The organism is Cyclobacterium salsum (genome assembly GCF_010119245.1).
Classification (GTDB): domain Bacteria; phylum Bacteroidota; class Bacteroidia; order Cytophagales; family Cyclobacteriaceae; genus Cyclobacterium; species Cyclobacterium salsum.
Genome location: NZ_WNKG01000003.1, coordinates 276,349 through 293,025, shown reverse-complemented (window position 1 = coordinate 293,025; position 16,677 = coordinate 276,349). Strand labels below are relative to the sequence as shown.

At 46.9% G+C, this 16,677-nt stretch carries 12 protein-coding genes; 7 read left to right on the top strand and 5 right to left on the bottom strand.

Annotated elements, in window-relative coordinates; all coding sequences use genetic code 11:
- The first annotated feature begins 26 nt into the window (after positions 1-26).
- The 3 genes from GJS45_RS06665 (at position 27) to GJS45_RS06655 (ending at position 5,535) form a co-directional block, all read left to right on the top strand.
- Positions 27-3,548 (top strand): nitrate reductase, encoded by a 3,522-nt coding sequence (locus tag GJS45_RS06665; protein WP_162340694.1) that lies wholly within the window; start codon positions 27-29, stop codon positions 3,546-3,548.
- 162 nt (positions 3,549-3,710) lie between these two features.
- On the top strand, positions 3,711-5,150 hold the full coding sequence (locus GJS45_RS06660) for a rubredoxin (protein WP_162340693.1): 1,440 nt from the start codon (positions 3,711-3,713) through the stop codon (positions 5,148-5,150).
- Positions 5,140-5,535 (top strand): DUF7009 family protein, encoded by a 396-nt coding sequence (locus GJS45_RS06655; RefSeq protein WP_162340692.1) that lies wholly within the window; start codon positions 5,140-5,142, stop codon positions 5,533-5,535. Before GJS45_RS06660 ends, GJS45_RS06655 begins: the two co-directional genes overlap by 11 nt.
- A gap of 27 nt (positions 5,536-5,562) precedes the next feature.
- Here the strand turns inward: GJS45_RS06655 and cobA are convergent, their stop codons facing one another.
- Positions 5,563-6,333, bottom strand: coding sequence for a uroporphyrinogen-III C-methyltransferase (gene cobA, locus GJS45_RS06650; protein ID WP_162340691.1), 771 nt, complete (start codon positions 6,331-6,333; stop codon positions 5,563-5,565).
- A gap of 158 nt (positions 6,334-6,491) precedes the next feature.
- Between cobA and nirB the strand changes: the two genes are divergently transcribed.
- From nirB to GJS45_RS06630, 4 genes are all read left to right on the top strand, one after another.
- Positions 6,492-8,987 carry a nitrite reductase large subunit NirB gene (gene nirB, locus GJS45_RS06645; RefSeq protein ID WP_162340690.1) on the top strand — a complete coding sequence of 832 codons (2,496 nt, stop codon included), beginning with the start codon at positions 6,492-6,494 and terminating at the stop codon, positions 8,985-8,987.
- Positions 8,988-9,041: 54 nt separating this feature from the next.
- Positions 9,042-9,419, top strand: a complete 378-nt coding sequence (nirD, locus tag GJS45_RS06640; protein ID WP_162340689.1) for a nitrite reductase small subunit NirD — start codon at positions 9,042-9,044, stop codon at positions 9,417-9,419.
- A gap of 135 nt (positions 9,420-9,554) precedes the next feature.
- On the top strand, positions 9,555-11,372 hold the full coding sequence (locus tag GJS45_RS06635; RefSeq protein WP_162340688.1) for a sensor histidine kinase: 1,818 nt from the start codon (positions 9,555-9,557) through the stop codon (positions 11,370-11,372).
- A gap of 18 nt (positions 11,373-11,390) precedes the next feature.
- Entirely contained in the window at positions 11,391-12,071 is a 681-nt protein-coding gene (locus GJS45_RS06630) for a response regulator transcription factor (RefSeq protein ID WP_162340814.1), read from the top strand.
- A 17-nt stretch (positions 12,072-12,088) separates the two neighbouring features.
- Here the strand turns inward: GJS45_RS06630 and GJS45_RS06625 are convergent, their stop codons facing one another.
- The 4 genes from GJS45_RS06625 to GJS45_RS06610 form a co-directional block, all read right to left on the bottom strand.
- On the bottom strand, positions 12,089-13,432 hold the full coding sequence (locus tag GJS45_RS06625) for a carotene biosynthesis protein (RefSeq protein WP_162340687.1): 1,344 nt from the start codon (positions 13,430-13,432) through the stop codon (positions 12,089-12,091).
- Positions 13,433-13,444: 12 nt separating this feature from the next.
- The gene (locus GJS45_RS06620; RefSeq protein ID WP_162340686.1) at positions 13,445-14,332 is read right to left on the bottom strand and encodes a hypothetical protein; all 888 of its coding nucleotides are present in this window, start codon (positions 14,330-14,332) and stop codon (positions 13,445-13,447) included.
- Between the two features lie 77 nt (positions 14,333-14,409).
- The gene (locus GJS45_RS06615) at positions 14,410-15,114 is read right to left on the bottom strand and encodes a glycosyltransferase family 2 protein (RefSeq protein WP_162340685.1); all 705 of its coding nucleotides are present in this window, start codon (positions 15,112-15,114) and stop codon (positions 14,410-14,412) included.
- 74 nt (positions 15,115-15,188) lie between these two features.
- On the bottom strand, positions 15,189-16,676 hold the full coding sequence (locus GJS45_RS06610; RefSeq protein ID WP_162340684.1) for a cellulose synthase family protein: 1,488 nt from the start codon (positions 16,674-16,676) through the stop codon (positions 15,189-15,191).
- Position 16,677: the final 1 nt, after the last annotated feature.

Genomic DNA, 16,677 nt, shown 5'->3' with positions numbered 1-16,677 from the left:
ATTTCTCATTTGAATTCACAAAGGATATGGTAAAGGCAGAACGTTACAAGAGCACTTGCTCTTATTGTGGGGTAGGATGTGGCATCCTTGCTGAAAAAGATACGAAAGGAAAAATTACCTTACAGGGAGATCCTGACAATCCGGTAAATAAGGGGATGCTGTGCTCCAAAGGCATGAACCTTCATTACGTGGTGGAAGACCAATCGGACCGGCTACTTCACCCTCAAATGCGCTGGGGCAAATCCCACCCCTTGGAAAAGGTAGATTGGGATACAGCCCTGGAACGAGCTGCAGCGGTATTTTCGGCTATTATTGAAAAAAACGGACCGGATTCGGTTGCCTTCTATGTTTCCGGCCAATGCCTGACAGAAGAATATTACCTGGTCAATAAGCTGACCAAAGGATACCTGAAGACCAACAATGTAGATACCAACTCCCGACTGTGCATGAGTTCGGCCGTGATGGGCTACATCAAAACGCTGGGTGAAGACAGCGTGCCCATAGCCTACGAGGACATCGAACTCGCAGACTGCTTTTTAGTGGCAGGGGCCAACCCGGCCTGGTGCCATCCCATTCTTTGGAGAAGAATCGAAAAACATAAGGAAGAAAATCCCCATGTAAAAATTATTGTTATGGATCCCCGGGTTACCCAAAGTTGCGCCATTGCCGACGTGCACCTGCAACTAAACCCCGGGACGGATGAGGTGCTGTTTCATGCCCTGGGAAGGTGTCTGATTGAGCAGGGCGACGTGGATTTGGAATTCATTTCCAATCATACGGACGGGTTTGAAGCCTATAAGGCAATGGTGATGAAAACGCCCCTTAGAGAAGCGGCCAGCATTTGCGGGATCACTGAAGCGGAAATCAAATCCACTGCTTGCCACATTGGTAACGCCAGGGGCTTTCTTTCCCTCTGGACCATGGGCCTCAATCAAAGTGCCGACGGGGTGAATAAAAACCTGGCCCTCATTGACCTGAACCTGATAACCGGACACATAGGCAAACCTGGTTCCGGTCCATTTAGCCTGACCGGACAACCCAATGCCATGGGAGGACGTGAAGTCGGAGGCATGGCTACCTTACTTGCCTGTCATCGCAATCTCGCCCTACCCGAACACCGGGAGGAAGTGGCTCATTTCTGGGGGGTGGATAACCTTTCAGCAACACCTGGAAAAACGGCTACCCAGGTATTTGAAGGGATTGAAGATGGCTCCATAAAAGCCCTATGGATCATCTGCACCAATCCGATGGTGAGCATGCCGGATGCCCGAAAGGTAGAGGCCGCACTGAAAAAAGCCAGGTTTGTGGTGGTACAGGACATTTCCAGCAAATCCGAAGCCATTCCCTATGCCGATCTGGTTTTGCCAGCGGCGGGCTGGGGGGAAAAAGAAGGGACGATGACCAATTCGGAACGGCGTATCAGCCACCTTAGCAAATTCACGGATGCCCCAGGAGAGGCCCTTCCGGATGCCGAAATACTCATTCGCTTTGCCCGAAAAATGGGGTTCTCGGGATTCGACTTCGGCCATATGGAAGAAGTGTATTCGGAATATTGTCGAATGACCAAAGGCTCAAACATCGATATTTCCGGTTTGGATTATGATTATTTAAAAAATCAAGGTTCGGTACAGTGGCCGTTTCGGAGCAAGACTCAGGGAGGAACCAAACGTCTTTTTACGGACAGGAAGTTTCCTACCCCAAACGGTCGCGCGCAAATTCAACTTTCCGGCCCAAAAAACGATTATGAAATACCCTCGGTTGAATTTCCGCTTATTCTGACGACCGGGCGGATACGGGATCAATGGCATACCATGACCCGCACCGGGAAAGTGAACAAGCTTAAGAAACACCTTCCCAGGCCCTTTTTGGAAATCAATCCGGAAGATGCCATGGAACGGGGAATAACCGAGGGGAGTACCGTACAGGTTATAGGAGTCAGGGGAGAAGTACGGGTGTACGCCAGGATCACTGATACCATTAAAAAAGGCGTGGTTTTCCTGCCCATGCATTGGGGAAAAATCTTACAGAATGACTTTGCCCGAGCCAATAACCTCACAGGTAATGCCCTTGACCCGGTTTCCAAACAACCGGATTTCAAATATTCGGTCGTACAGGTAAGCCTCTATCAAAAGCCGAAGCAAAAAATCGTGATTGTAGGGGCGGGTGCGGCTGCCTACCGGTTTATTAATTCTTACCGGGAATGTAATCAGGAGGATGAAATACATGTCTTCTCTAAAGAAAAACACCCCTTTTACAACCGGGTCTTGCTTCCGGATTATGTAAACCAGCATAAGGTCTGGGAGGACTTACTAAAGTTCAAGTCAGATTCCGATTTGGACAATTTGAACGTCAGTCTGCATGTGGAAAATGGCATCGAATCGATCGACCGCTCCAACAAAACGGTAACCGATGAAAAGGGTCGGGTGCACTATTATAACACCCTTATTCTCGCCACGGGAAGTAGAGCCTTTGTTCCCGGAGATGCGCCCATGCATTTGCCCGGCGTATTTACCATGAGAAACCGGGAAAATGCAGATGATTTGAAACAATATCTCGAAAAGAAGGGACATGTGTTGATCGTCGGGGGAGGATTGCTGGGGCTGGAGCTGGCCGCCGCTCTGCGGGAAATCGACCTGAAGGTCACCATTGTTCAGCTAGGCTCCCGTTTGATGGAAAGGCAACTGGATCCGATGGCCAGCTCCCTGCTGCGCGACCGGCTAGAGGACATGGGGGTTCAGCTATTTATGAATAATCAATTGGCCCATCTGCAATCCTTCGGAGAGGAAAAACACATTATTGCCAGTTTAAAAAGTGGTCAAACCATCCCTTGCAATGCGGTCGTTTACGCTATCGGCACCCGTCCCAACATCGAATTGGGCAAATCTGCCGGTTTGACCTGTGGCCTGGGAATCAAGGTCAACAACTACCTTCAGACGAGTGACCTGGACATTTTTGCAATGGGTGAAATCGCCGAATTCCAGGGAAAACTCAATGGGATCACGGCTGCAGCCGAAAATCAGGCAGATTGCGCCGCCCGGTTTATTGCCGGCGATTTGCTCAGCCTTTACCAAGGGAATGTACCGATGAATATATTGAAATTTGCGGACCTGGACCTCTGCTCCATAGGCCTTCCGGAAGTGCCTGCGAATGCAGAGGGATACGAGGAGATTTTACTGATCGACACCGCCCAGACCTACTATAAAAAATGCATCGTTTACCAGGACCGATTGGTGGGAGCCATTCTAATGGGAGACAAGTCAGAGTTTGCCGAATTTAAAACCCTCATTGAGGAACGGACCGAACTCTCCAGCAAGCGACAGGAATTACTTAGAGGCAAAGCTTCCGCAGAAGAATTGATCGGAGAACTGGTTTGTACCTGCGGAAACGTCGGTAAAGGGAATCTTACCAAAGCCATCCGATCAGGATGCTGTGAATTCCGCCAACTCTGTCAACAAACCGGTGCGGGCCTGGGCTGTGGGAGCTGCAAACCTGAAGTGAAGGGGATACTGGAGGAGGAACTTTTGTCCAAGGTGTCGGCTGGGGTGTAAGCACAGGATCCGGATGAGAATGATCCGTTTCTACTGCTAAAACCCGGAAAGCTTTATTATCACCAAAAAACCAAATACATTTACTCATTCAGAGCTGATATCGCAACGGGTCATTTATCCAAGGCTATTTTCTCAAAACTATCGCTCTAACTCAAAAAGATCATGCAGAAAGCCGATTTAGTCAGGGTATTCGTTAAAGGAGGAATCATTTCACCCGGTGATTTTCTGAAAATGATACAAACGGCCAACGAATTGGGTGCCAGTTACATTCACCTGGGTTCCCGGCAGGATGTATTATTCCCCCTAAAAGACAAAAACCTGGATACCTTGGCCAATACCTTTCAGGCCATCGATACGGAATACGATACGGATGGGGAGGAGTTTCAAAACATAGTTTCCTCCTACCCTGCCCTGGACGTAATGCCCACCACCCATTGGCTGGCCTCGCATACCTATCATTACATCCTGGATACCTTTGACTACCGACCCAAACTTAAAATCAACATCACCGATCCGGTTCAAAACCTTGTACCGCTATTTACGGGCAATATAAATTTTGTTGCCTCTTCCAGTGATAACTACTGGTACCTGTATTTACGGTTTTCAGAAATTGATCCAAAGCCCTGGTGTGCTCCTGACCTTATTTATGGCTATGACCTTGCCAAAATCGCCAAAGCCATCGAAGACATCCATCCCGTTAAAAATAAAAGGAAGTACGAAGAACTCTACCAGGAAGTGAAGGAAGCGCTTTCACCGAACCATCAAAAAGTAATACAGGAACTGGACTATCCGGAAGCCACCACTCCCTATTATGAAGGCATGAACCGCATTGTAGGCGGGAAATATTGGCTGGGCCTCTACTGGCGCAATAATAAATTTACCATCAACTTTTTAAAAGCACTTTGTCAGCTATGCCTGGACACCTCCATCGGAAAAATATGTCTCAGTCCCTGGAAATCCATTATTGTAAAAGGGATTGCGGAAAAGGACCGGCTTAGCTGGGAAAAATTACTTGGAAAATTTGGCATCAATATTCGGCACAGTTCACTTGAACTGAACTGGCACCTGCCGGTACTGGATGAGGAAGCCCTTGAAATAAAGAACTACCTCGTGCGGGCACTTGACAAGCAGGACATCAGTACCTATGGGCTGAGCTTTTCTGTAAAAACAAGACACATGGCCCTGTTTACTTCAGTAGCCATAGAAAAGGCCAAGAAAAGCAAAGAAAACGATCCGGATACCTTTAACATACTTTTCTCGAGGAATTTCAATCCCAATTTATCCGAGTATTTTTACTTTGTGAAAAATGTGCCGATCGAGACGCTTCCTCCATTACTGATCGAACTGAGTTATAAGTATTACGACCAGCTTGAGGTTCGAAAACCTCCCGGCTCCGCAGAAGGAAGCGGGGAAACGGCCCGGAAACCACCCAGAAAGTACCAATGTGCCAGTTGCCAGACCGTTTATGATGAAAAATACGGTGATCCTGCGTCCGAAGTACCTCCCGGGACCTCCTTCATGAAATTACCAGACAGTTATCAGTGTCCGGTCTGTGAGAGTCCAAAGTCGGCCTTTAAATTAATAATCTTACATGAAACTTAGAATCCATAATAATTCCATTCGCCTTCGGCTCAGCCAGTCCGAGGTAGCCCAAATTGCACTGGGCCATCCCATCCATCAGGAACTAAACCTTGGCGAGAAGCAGGTATTACAGTATGCCTTAATTCCGGACCAAACGGTAAAAACAATACAGGCGCGATTTGCCGGTCAAAAACTGGAAATCTCCGCACCGCTCTCCTCATTAACAACCTGGGCAAAAACAGAGGAAATCTCTCTAAAACAATTGCAGGAAGAAGGCAGCATGCAAGAAACATTGATCCTCATTGAGAAGGATTTTCAATGCCTTCACCAGCGACCCCATGAAGACGAAAGTGATAATTTTCCGAACCCAAAAACCCCGGAGGATTATGTAAAAGGATCGCAATGAAATCCACGGCCATTTATGCTGTTAATCCTATTTGACCAGGACCGCTTCCTGCTCCAGCATTTCAGAAACAGCCTGGGCCTTTTCCCGAACCACTTCACCAATCACAATGATGGCGGGTGAAGCAAGGCCCGCTTCATTCTTTACCGAAACGATGCTGTCCAAATCTCCAGATATAAAACGAACATCCGGTTTACTTCCATTTTGAATCATGCAAACCGGCTCGCTGACCTCCCGGTATTTTTTAAACAGTTCCACAATTTCCGGCAGCTTGCTAACCCCCATCAGGATGACCACTGTGGCAGAGGATTGGGCTGCATGCGTAAGATCCCTTGCCGTTCGCTGATCACTCAGCGTTCCGGTCACTACCCAGAAACTTTCATTGATCCCCCTTTTGGTCAAAGGTATCCCCATCAATCCGGGAACGGCAATGGCACTACTAATGCCGGGAATGTAGGTCGTAGGAATCCCGTGCCTTTGTGCGTACTCCAACTCTTCGTGGCCACGTCCAAATACGTAGGGGTCGCCTCCTTTTAGTCGGACCACATGCCCACAAGTGTTGGTATAATTTACGATCATTCGATTAATTTCCCGCTGTTGCCGGTGATGCATTCCCGCTCTTTTCCCTACAAAAATTTTTATGGAAGTAGGCGGAGCATAATCCAGCAATGCTTCATTTGCCAGGGCATCATACAATACCACATCGGCACTTTGAAGTGCTTTTATTGCCTTTAGGGTGATCAGATCGGGATCTCCAGGGCCTGCTCCGACGATTGATAATTTTGAATCTACGTATTTCATACACACTTACTACTTAAACACAAAAACAAATTTAAGTATTTTTTTACGTATTTATACGTATTTTATCAAATAATTGATACCTTAGCGAAAGATTCAAACGGGATTAATCAGATAAATTACTTAGACAGAGCAGTTGAGTATTTAAATAAAAATTATATATGACACGTATCGTTGTAATCGGAAATGGAATGGTAGGCTACAAGTTTTGCGAAAAACTGAGAGCATCTGCGCCTGCCAGCGACTTTAAGGTCACTGTATTTGGGGAGGAGCCCTGGCCTGCCTACGACCGGGTTCATTTAAGTGCCTATTTTTCAGGAGCTACTGCAGATGATTTGCTTTTGGCCCCCAGATCCTGGTATGAAGAAAAGGATATTGACCTACGTACCAATGAGCTTATTGTCGCTATCGACCGGGATCAGAAAACAGTAAGGAGTCATACGGGAGTAGAAACGTCGTATGACAAGTTGGTGTTGGCTACCGGTTCCGGCGCATTTGTCCCTCCTGTCAACGGCGTAGAGAAAAAGGGGGTCTTTGTTTACCGCAGCCTGGAGGACCTGGACGCTATCATTGATTTTGGTAAGAAAAATGCGAAATCCGCGGCGGTGATGGGCGGAGGCTTACTCGGCCTGGAGGCAGCCAAAGCGGTCATGGACATGGGCTTAGATACGCATGTCATTGAATTTGCACCCCGGTTGATGCCCCGGCAATTAGATGAGGCAGGGGCCGCCATTCTAAAAGCCAAGTTGGAAGCATTGGGCATAGCCATTCACCTGAGTAAAAATACCAAACAAATAACAGGTAATGGAAAACTAACCGGCCTTGATTTTGCGGATGGGTCCAGGTTAGCGGTGGACATGCTGGTGATTTCAGCAGGTATCAGACCGCGGGATGAGCTGGCCAAAGGCTGCGGACTGTCTACTGCTCCCCGGGGAGGAGTGGTCGTAAATGAATTTCTGCAATCCAGAGAGGACAAGGATATTTTCGCCATTGGAGAAGTAGCGTCTTATCAGGAAATGGTATACGGTTTAGTGGCTCCGGGTTATGAAATGGCCTCTCAGGTCGCCAATCAACTGTGTGGAAAAGAAGTCCGGCCCTTCCTTGGTTTTGACATGTCCACCAAGCTAAAACTAATTGGGGTCGACGTGGCTAGCTTTGGTGACCCTTTTGGGGAAGCAGAGCCTTCCACATCCATCGTCTACGAAAACAAAACCCGGGGTATCTACAAACGAATCAATGTCGCCAGGGATGGAAAGCGGCTGTTAGGTGGCGTTTTGGTGGGAGATGCTGCTGCCTATGGCATACTGCTGCAGATGATTCAAAATAAAATGCCACTACCCCCGGATCCGGAAGATTTGATTCTTGGAGCCCGTGGAGGCAAAGAACCCGTGGGAGCAGGTGTAGAAAGCCTGCCCGATGAAGCTCAGATTTGTTCCTGTGAGAATGTTACCAAAGGGGCCATCAGCAACCTGATCGAAAGGGACGGTATCAGCAAGGTGGATGAGATCAAATCCTGCACGGGAGCGGGCACGGGTTGTGGAGGTTGCATACCCATGGTCAACGACCTATTGAAACAGCAGCTCAAAGCAATGGGAAAGCAGGTAAAAAATGTACTCTGCGAGCATTTTGATTTTTCCAGGCAGGAGCTTTTGGATCTGGTGAAGGTGAAAAAAATCAAAACCTATGATGAGCTTTTAAATCGGGTCGGAAAAGGAGATGGATGTGAGGTATGTAAACCGGCTGTAGCATCCATTCTTGCCAGCACCTGGAACGAACTGATAGTCAAACAAGACAGCATTCAGGATACGAACGACCGGTATTTAGCCAACATCCAAAAAGGGGGGACTTATTCGGTCGTTCCGAGGATTCCGGGAGGAGAAATTACACCGGAAAAGCTGATCGTTATCGGAGAGGTAGCCAAAAAATACAAGTTGTACACCAAGGTTACCGGAGGGCAGCGGATCGACTTATTTGGGGCAAGGGTGGATCAACTTCCCGATATTTGGGAAGAATTAATCCATGCCGGATTTGAAAGCGGTCATGCCTATGGCAAATCGCTGCGAACGGTAAAAAGCTGTGTGGGCTCCACCTGGTGTCGCTATGGCGTTCAGGATGCCGTTTCTTTTGCCATTCAGGTAGAGGAAAGGTACCGGGGACTACGCTCTCCTCATAAATTAAAGGGAGCAGTATCCGGATGCATCCGGGAATGCGCCGAAGCGCAAAGCAAAGATTTTGGCATTATTGCCACCGAAAAAGGCTGGAACCTGTATGTCTGCGGAAACGGAGGGTCGAAGCCACAACATGCGAAGCTGTTGGTCACTGATGTGGATAGTGCCACTTGCCTGAAGTACATCGATCGATTTCTGATGTTCTATATCCGGACCGCAGAACCCCTTACCCGAACGGCAACCTGGCTCAATAAACTGGAAGGCGGCCTGGATTACCTGCGGGATGTCGTCGTAAACGACTCCCTTGAAATTGGAGAAGAACTGGAAAGGGAAATGGCCTTTATGATTCAAACCTATGCCTGCGAATGGAAAGAAGTGGTCAATAATCCTGAGCTTCGGGCAAAATTCAGGCATTTTGTCAATGATACAAACGGCGACCCAACCGTTTCTTTTCAAGAAATGCGAGGCCAAAAGATCCCCGCTTCCTGAAGCTAAATGCAATCCATTACTTAAAAAAATCGACTATTACCAAACGCAACTAAGATGACAACCAAACTGGAAATGTATAAAACAGCCGACAATTCCAAAATCACCACCTGGTTTAAGGCCGCACCGGTCAGTGCCCTGCCCGAAAACGGTGGCGCCTGCATCAAGTATAAAGACCTGCAAATTGCCATTTATAATTTCTCCAGAAGAAACGAATGGTATGCTTGTCAGAACCTGTGTCCGCACAAAATGCAAATGGCCTTGTCGCGGGGCATGATCGGTTCGGAAGGAGACGAACCCAAAGTTGCCTGTCCATTCCATAAAAAAACGTTTTCGCTTAGGTCCGGCCAAAACCTTAACGGAGATTGTGCTGCGATAGCTACCTACCCCGTGAAAGTCGAAGAAGGGTATGTGTATGTAGGCTTTGAGGATTAAGCCGGCGAATTCGTTTCTTATTGGATGGCATTTAACGGAAAGCAAGGTCTGCATGTAGGCCTTGCTTTTTTGCTTTGCGTTTATCTAATGGGAATATTAAGTGTTTTTACGTATTTTTAGGCTAAGAAATCGCAAATGGATAATCATACATTAACCGAAAAACCCACCTTTGAAAAACTCGGCAGGTATTACCTGATCGCCCTGTGTGCCATTGCGGCAAGCATCATTATCAGTCAAATCCTGATTCAAAAATTTATCAGGGAGCAGGAAAACGATTCGCTGGTGGTCAACCTATCGGGAAGGCAGCGGATGCTTAGTCAGAAGATAAGTAAAAGTGCCCTGTTGCTGGGAGAAACGTCGGTCCCAACCGATAAAACAGCAGTGCTGGGAGAATTGGAATTGGCCTTACAGGAATGGCAGGAGGCACACCGGGCATTGCAAACCGGGGATGATTCCCTGGGAATTACTGGAAAAAACAGTGAAACAATAGCCAGCCTCTTTACCCAAATTGAGCCCAAATACCGAATGATCGCAAGTGCTGCTTCCCGCATTGTTGGCGCGCTGAATCAGGATATCCAAACGCCAACGGAAAACATCCTAAAGGATATCGAATCCATTATCCGGCAGGAGCCTGTCTTTTTGGAGGGCATGGACCGCATCGTTTTTCAATACGACCGGGAGGCTAAAACGAAGGTGACGAATCTGGGGAATATCTCCCTGTTTTTGATGGTGCTTTCCTTGGGAGTTATTCTATTTGAACTGTTTTTTGTTTTCATCCCTTCTGCCAAAACCATTCGGCAGACATTTGTCAAGCTGGTGCAATCCCAGAAGAAATCCAAAAAAATGACCCTGGAACTAAGTGCTTTATACAGTTCCCTGGAACAGGCCTATCAAGACCTTCTGGAGGTGGATGTAACGCTGGATGACTTCACGCTTTATGCCAAATGCACCGCAGATGGGAGTTTTGAGCAATTTTCAGATCAGTTCGTTTCCCTAATGGAATTTGAGGAGGAGCGGCCCGAAAACCTCTTTCAATGGCTGCAGGAGCAGGGATACGATCGCAAGCACTTGCAAAACATCCGGGAAATGGTTCGCAATGGCCATCCCTGGAATGGAGAAATCAAAGTAGTGAACCTGGCAGGGGATTTTGTCTGGCTAAAAGTAAACCTGATTCCTACGCAAAATGAACTAGAACGGACTGATAGCATGCTTTTGATCTGTACGGACGAAACGGAAAAAAAAGAGGCGGAGGCCATTTCTCAAGAAATCAACCGGGAAAGAATCGAGAAAAAAGTAAAGGAACAGCAGTTTCGCTCCGCCTTGATTCTGGAAGGACAGGAAGAGGAACGAAAGCGGATTTCCCGGGACATGCACGATGGCATTGGCCAATTGCTGTCTGCTATGAAGTTTAACCTGGAAGGCATTCATTCGGTCGACACCGCTTTCGAAAAGGAAAAACTAAAAACCTCCAAAGAATTACTCAAAGATGTAATCCGGGAGGTCCGGCGGATTTCCTTTAACCTTACCCCGAGTGCCCTTTCGGATTATGGTATCGTTCCGGTCTTGAACAAATTTGCCCGGGAAATATCCAAAATATCCGATTTGGAGGTGACTTTTGAAAACAAAACGGGATTTCTAAGTAGATTGGAAGGAAAAGTAGAAAATAACCTCTACCGAATCTGCCAGGAAGCCGTAAACAATGCCATCAAATATGCACAGGCAACGAAAGTGACCATTACCATTTCGCACAATTCACAATTTCTAAATCTTGAAATCAGCGATAACGGCCAAGGCTTTGACCTCCAAAAATTGGAAGAGCAAGGGCATTTCGGAACCTCCGGTCACGGACTTTTCAATATTCGTGAACGGGCTAATTTCATCAACGGGCAATGTGAAATTCGAACGGGAAAAGGAAGGGGAACAAGCATTGGCATTAATGTACCTTTGGATTAAATGAGAAAAAACAGCATCATGGGAAAAATAAAAGTAGTATTGGCGGACGATCACCTGGTCGTACGCAGCGGCATCAAAAATCTGCTGGAAAATGAGGGGGATATCGCGGTCATCGGTGAAGCATCCAATGGAGAAGAAGCCCTGCAAGCAGTAGAAAAGTTGCAGCCAGACTTACTCATTATTGATATTCGAATGCCGGTAATGAATGGGTTGGAAGCGACCCATAAACTAACCAAAAGCTCTCCGAACAGCAAGGTACTGATCTTATCCATGCACGACGATGAAGACTACATCCTGCAGTCCGTCGAAAGCGGCGCATCTGGATACCTGCTTAAAGACACCAGCAAGGAAGAGTTTTTGAAGGCCATCAAAACCATTCACCAGGGAGGGAAATATTTCAGCGGTGATATTAGCCAGGTGTTGGTTAATAATTTTCTGACGCGCAAAGACCGGAAAATCACTCATAAAACAACCGGGGTCAATCAGTACGAGATCACCAAAAGAGAACGGCAGATCCTGAAAATGATCGCAGCCGGTATTGCAAATAAGGAAATCGCAGAACAACTGGGAAAAAGCATCCGAACGATTGAAACGCACCGGTTCAACATCATGAAGAAGCTAAAAGTAAACAATGTGGTAGAACTCCTAAAAAAAATCGAAGAAGAGCCAGACCTGAAAGACCATATCAGGAGCAACTGATTTCTGTTTTTAGGTCATCATAACTCTCCGGAGGAGGAAGGGGAAGAAGACAACGTACGTTCCCCGGTGAAATCCCGGTATAAAATCAACAATCCCGCGATCCCCAGAAGTACGTATTCAGTGGCGATGATCCATAAAATTTCGTTCATGCCGGGCTGAGCATACGCATGGTAGGAAACAAAAACCAATCCCGTCCAGACCACGAAGATGCGGTTGGCACTTAGCACGCTGATACCTAGTGCGGGAATCAGGTACCAGGGATGTACGGTGGTTTGTAGCAGAAGAAAAACGAGGTACATCCACACCATTTTTGACACCAGGGCTTCCTGAGTAAATGTCCGCTGATACAAACCCATGCCCAACAGGAAAATGACGGCAATCACTTGAAGAGCAGGCCCTACGTAGGCGATGGGGTTATAATCGATAAAAAATCCGGCTACTCCCCGAATCAGGTAATACAGCGAAGCATTGAACTCAAATTTGGTCTGGTACAGGCGGAAACTCTGGTAATAGTTTTCTCCTCCCTCCAGCAATAAAATGGGACTCAAAAAGAGAAGAACAAAAAAAATGGCCGTTAATGAAAAGATCAAAAACCTTCTTTTGTCCCAAAATCGGATCCAAACAGGAGCCAGTAAAATGGGCGTTAATTTTAGCCCTATAGCAGCAGCCCAACTCAATCCAGTCCATACAACTTTTTGGGAAGAGTAAAAATAAATTGCCGCCAGCAAGCCCGTGAGGATTAACCCTTCAAAATGCAGGTTACCGGTCAGTTCCAATATAACCAACGGATTAAACGCATACCAGGAAAGGTGATAAGCAGGCTTGCGCCAAAGGAAAAGGATTTTTTGAATCAGCCATAAATTGATCCCTTCTACAAGCAAAATAATTAACCTCAGCACCAGGATGTTGAGAAATAAATTTTCTCCTGCCAGTGCGGCCATCCAGAAAAAAAGCTGATGCAACGGCGGATAAAGTGAATAATATTCCGAAGAATTCATCTTCTCCACCAGGCTTTGCCAATAGGAATTATCCGGTATGATACCAGAGTCAAACAGTTCTGCTGGCATTTGCAGGTAAGGATTGATTCCTTTTACCAATAGCTGCCCATCAAATAGGTACCGGTAAAAATCGTCCGATAGTTCCGGCCAGGCTCCCATCAAAAGCAGGCGCAGGACCATGGCCAGTATTATCACTACCAGGGTAGAAAATGCTTTATTCTTGTGAATGGAAACCAGTACGAGGTAGCTTAAGAATGCCATTCCATACAGGCCCATCAGCTCCGGAAAGGCCGTTCTGGGAAACCAATACCCTATCCCCAACAACCCAATTGCTACTCCCGCATAACTTAAAAATGCTTTCAAAAGGAGTCGGGATTAGGGGTTAAGATTCAATTCATCGCGTAGGTATTCATCTTCCAGCGAATTCCGGGTCCAGTAATCAACGACCTTCATCCCTTTTCGGGTGGCCTTGGTAATTTCCGTTTCCCCGTTTTCTTTGGTATGCAATTCTTCCCAGCCCAGAATGGTATGAGGAAATTCTTTTTCAAAATCTATCCTCAATTCCCTTTGGCCGGTGCTGTAGGTCACCTCCAGCTGTCTTCGTGAATCACTGATATCTTTCAACCGGATAAACGCTTCTTCGGCTGCAAAATCCCGATGAGTTAACCTTTGATAGATAAGAGAAGGCCACATTTGTACGCTTCCGGTAGGGATTTGATTGGGGTGTATGCGGATCAGATTCCACAAATCATCTTCTGCCATTCCCGTAAGGGAAAAGCTCTTATCCCCTTCTTCTTCAAAATAGGAAAACAGTTCTCCCGAATAGGATTCCCCACTATTTAAATTTACCTGAGCAAATGCCTGTCCACACCATTCCTGAGAAGACACGGTAAACTTCACTCCCCGGGAGTCCTCTTTGGTGGGGGTAAAAGCAGAAAGCATCATGTGATAGGGGTAAATTCCAGTGATAAAGTCCCTGGTTTGGTTCATTTTAATCACTGACATCTTATCCCTACCGGCGGCGGCCGGATCATCCAGTTTTACTTGTTTGCTCCGGGAAAAATCTTCCGTCACGAAAATCAATACAGCCTCCCCTTCCCGGGGTTCCCCGTAACGGTATTGGACCAGGTCAAAACTACTAATTTCGGCTGTTCCCTGGAACCAATATTCTCCCCAGGCTTCAAAATCCACTGACTCCCTTTCGGGTCGCGAACAAGCTAAGGTCAACAAGATTCCTGCACATAAGAGTAATCGATTCTTCATGATTGGTTCTATTTAGTCGTAATTTAATGAAAAATACGTACTTCTAAAGCCCGGGAGAAGAAAGGTATGAGCAAAAGTTACCGGTATTTCCATAGCGTCCAAAGGATTTTATATCCGGCACCGATGACTCCTCTCAGGGTTCCGCTGACTTTGGATTTGCCTATCCGCTGCCGGTAATTTACCGGGACTTCGGTATAGGTCAACCCAGCTTTGACTGCCTTTACCTGCATTTCTATGGTCCAACCGTAATTTTCATCTACCATTTGCAATGCCTGCAACTTTTTCCAACGAATGGCCCGGAAAGGCCCCAGGTCGGAAAAATGAGCTGAATACATCTGCCGCATCAAGCGGGTAGCCAACCAATTACCAAAGACTTGTGGTAGCGTCATGGATCCTTTCTCCCGATTGCCCAGAGCCCGGGAGCCAATTACGAAATCAAACCCATCCTCGATAATTGGAGCAATGAGCCGTTCCATTTCCGCTGGATAGTCACTGTAATCGGCATCCAAAAAAACCACCACATCAGGAGCTACTTTCTCCCGGGAAAGAAATGCCATCCCCTTCAAACAGGCCTTTCCATAGCCCCTTATCGGCTCATCCAATACCACTGCACCGGCCTTGGCCGCTACCTTCCGGGTATTGTCATTGGAGTTGTTATTGACTACCACTACATGCCTGACGAGGGCCGGGATTTCCTGAATTACCTTTCCAACAGCATTTTCTTCGTTAAAGGCAGGTATGATGACATCAATATGGCTAGGTGCTCCTTTTTTTGGATTCATTCTTTAATAGTTAGTGATAAGCCTTGCGGTTGGTAGCAAAGGACCAATACAAAGAAAACAGGCCTATTTCAGTTTCAAACGCTGCTCGATAAGTGAGTACCGGGTCTCCCTGGACCGCTGAAAGAGGCCAGGCTGACGGTTCCAAAACCCATGGCCAGCATGGCATGGAAAAGGATCATTTCGTAAGTAGCCGTATACACCGACAAAACGACGACCAGCAGAAAGATCAAGGCCAACCCTGCCTCTACGTAAACCGTGGCAGGGACATTTTTGAGATGGTAAACATTACCGGACCAGCCTTCTTTTTTACCTTTCAGGTTGTATTTGGGTGTTCGGATAAAAGGAGATTTTATCCCCGTAAGCCCCTCCCATACTGCCTGTCCATTATGGACCGAAAGTCCCATGGATACCGAAAGGAAGACGGGCAATTCCCATAAATAACGCCAAAGTCCCTTCCGGGAATAGCCGGCCAAACTCAAATTGGCAACAAAATAAACGGCCGCTATCAGGACAAAACCTACCAAAAAAACAGTCGCCGCCTTGAAAATATCCGGCGGAATCAATCCCTGGTAAAACCCCCACCAAATCGGTAGGCTGCTAATGCTGACAATCAATATGGCGATAAATAGCAAGGAATTTAGCAAATGAGCGGCTGCATGGATTTTGACACTAAAGGGAAAGGGCCCTCGCAGCACCTCTTTTAAATGCTTGACGGCACATTCTGCCCCACCCTTTGTCCAGCGGAATTGCTGGGATTTGATAGCCGACATGACAGGTGGGAGTTCGGCAGGAGATACCACATCGGGTCGATACAAAAATTTCCATCCTTTTTGCTGGGCACGGTAACTCAAATCCAGGTCTTCTGTCAGCGTATCGTCTGCCCAGTTTCCCGCATCCAGGATACAGGTTTTTCTCCAAATCCCTCCGGTACCATTAAAATTAATAAAAGCCTGTTGGGCATTTCTTCCCATTTGCTCCACCATAAAATGCGCATCCAAGGCAAAGGCCTGAAGGCGGGTAAATAGGGAATAATCTTCGTTCAGATGTCCCCACCTGGATTGGACCATGCCGATTTCCTCGTTTTTAAAATGGGGAACCGTTTTTAGCAAAAATTGGGTATCCGGTACAAAATCAGCATCAAATATGGCTATCAGTTCTCCCGAAGCCTCGGCCAACCCCTCCTTCAGGGCACCTGCCTTAAAGCCGGTCCGGACTTTTCGATGAACGTGTTTGATATTCGCTTCCGGGTATTTTTTGATCGATTCCCGGATCAGCGACACCGTTTCGTCGGTACTGTCGTCGAGAATCTGAATTTCAAGCTTTTCCGATGGGTATTGCAGGTGGCAGACCGCATCCATCAACCTCTCTACAACGTATTTTTCATTAAAAACAGGTAGTTGAACGGTCACCTGGGGTAAATCCGGGTCTTCCAAAGAAGCCATCGGTTCACTATTGCTTTTGAACCGGAAAAAATGCCATAACAAGTTTGCCTGTGCAAAACTGTACAGCAAAATAAATGTCATGGCCAAACCATACATTCCTAAAAACAAATATATCCACATG

Coding starts and splice junctions, on each gene's coding strand:
- GJS45_RS06660 (WP_162340693.1), top strand. CDS start 3,711: ATGCAGAAAGCCGATTTAGTCAGGGTATTCGTTAAAGGAGGAATCATT.
- cobA (WP_162340691.1), bottom strand. CDS start 6,333: ATGAAATACGTAGATTCAAAATTATCAATCGTCGGAGCAGGCCCTGGA.
- GJS45_RS06665 (WP_162340694.1), top strand. CDS start 27: ATGGTAAAGGCAGAACGTTACAAGAGCACTTGCTCTTATTGTGGGGTA.
- GJS45_RS06610 (WP_162340684.1), bottom strand. CDS start 16,676: ATGTGGATATATTTGTTTTTAGGAATGTATGGTTTGGCCATGACATTT.
- GJS45_RS06630 (WP_162340814.1), top strand. CDS start 11,391: ATGGGAAAAATAAAAGTAGTATTGGCGGACGATCACCTGGTCGTACGC.
- nirD (WP_162340689.1), top strand. CDS start 9,042: ATGACAACCAAACTGGAAATGTATAAAACAGCCGACAATTCCAAAATC.
- GJS45_RS06620 (WP_162340686.1), bottom strand. CDS start 14,332: ATGAAGAATCGATTACTCTTATGTGCAGGAATCTTGTTGACCTTAGCT.
- GJS45_RS06635 (WP_162340688.1), top strand. CDS start 9,555: ATGGATAATCATACATTAACCGAAAAACCCACCTTTGAAAAACTCGGC.
- GJS45_RS06615 (WP_162340685.1), bottom strand. CDS start 15,114: ATGAATCCAAAAAAAGGAGCACCTAGCCATATTGATGTCATCATACCT.
- nirB (WP_162340690.1), top strand. CDS start 6,492: ATGACACGTATCGTTGTAATCGGAAATGGAATGGTAGGCTACAAGTTT.
- GJS45_RS06655 (WP_162340692.1), top strand. CDS start 5,140: ATGAAACTTAGAATCCATAATAATTCCATTCGCCTTCGGCTCAGCCAG.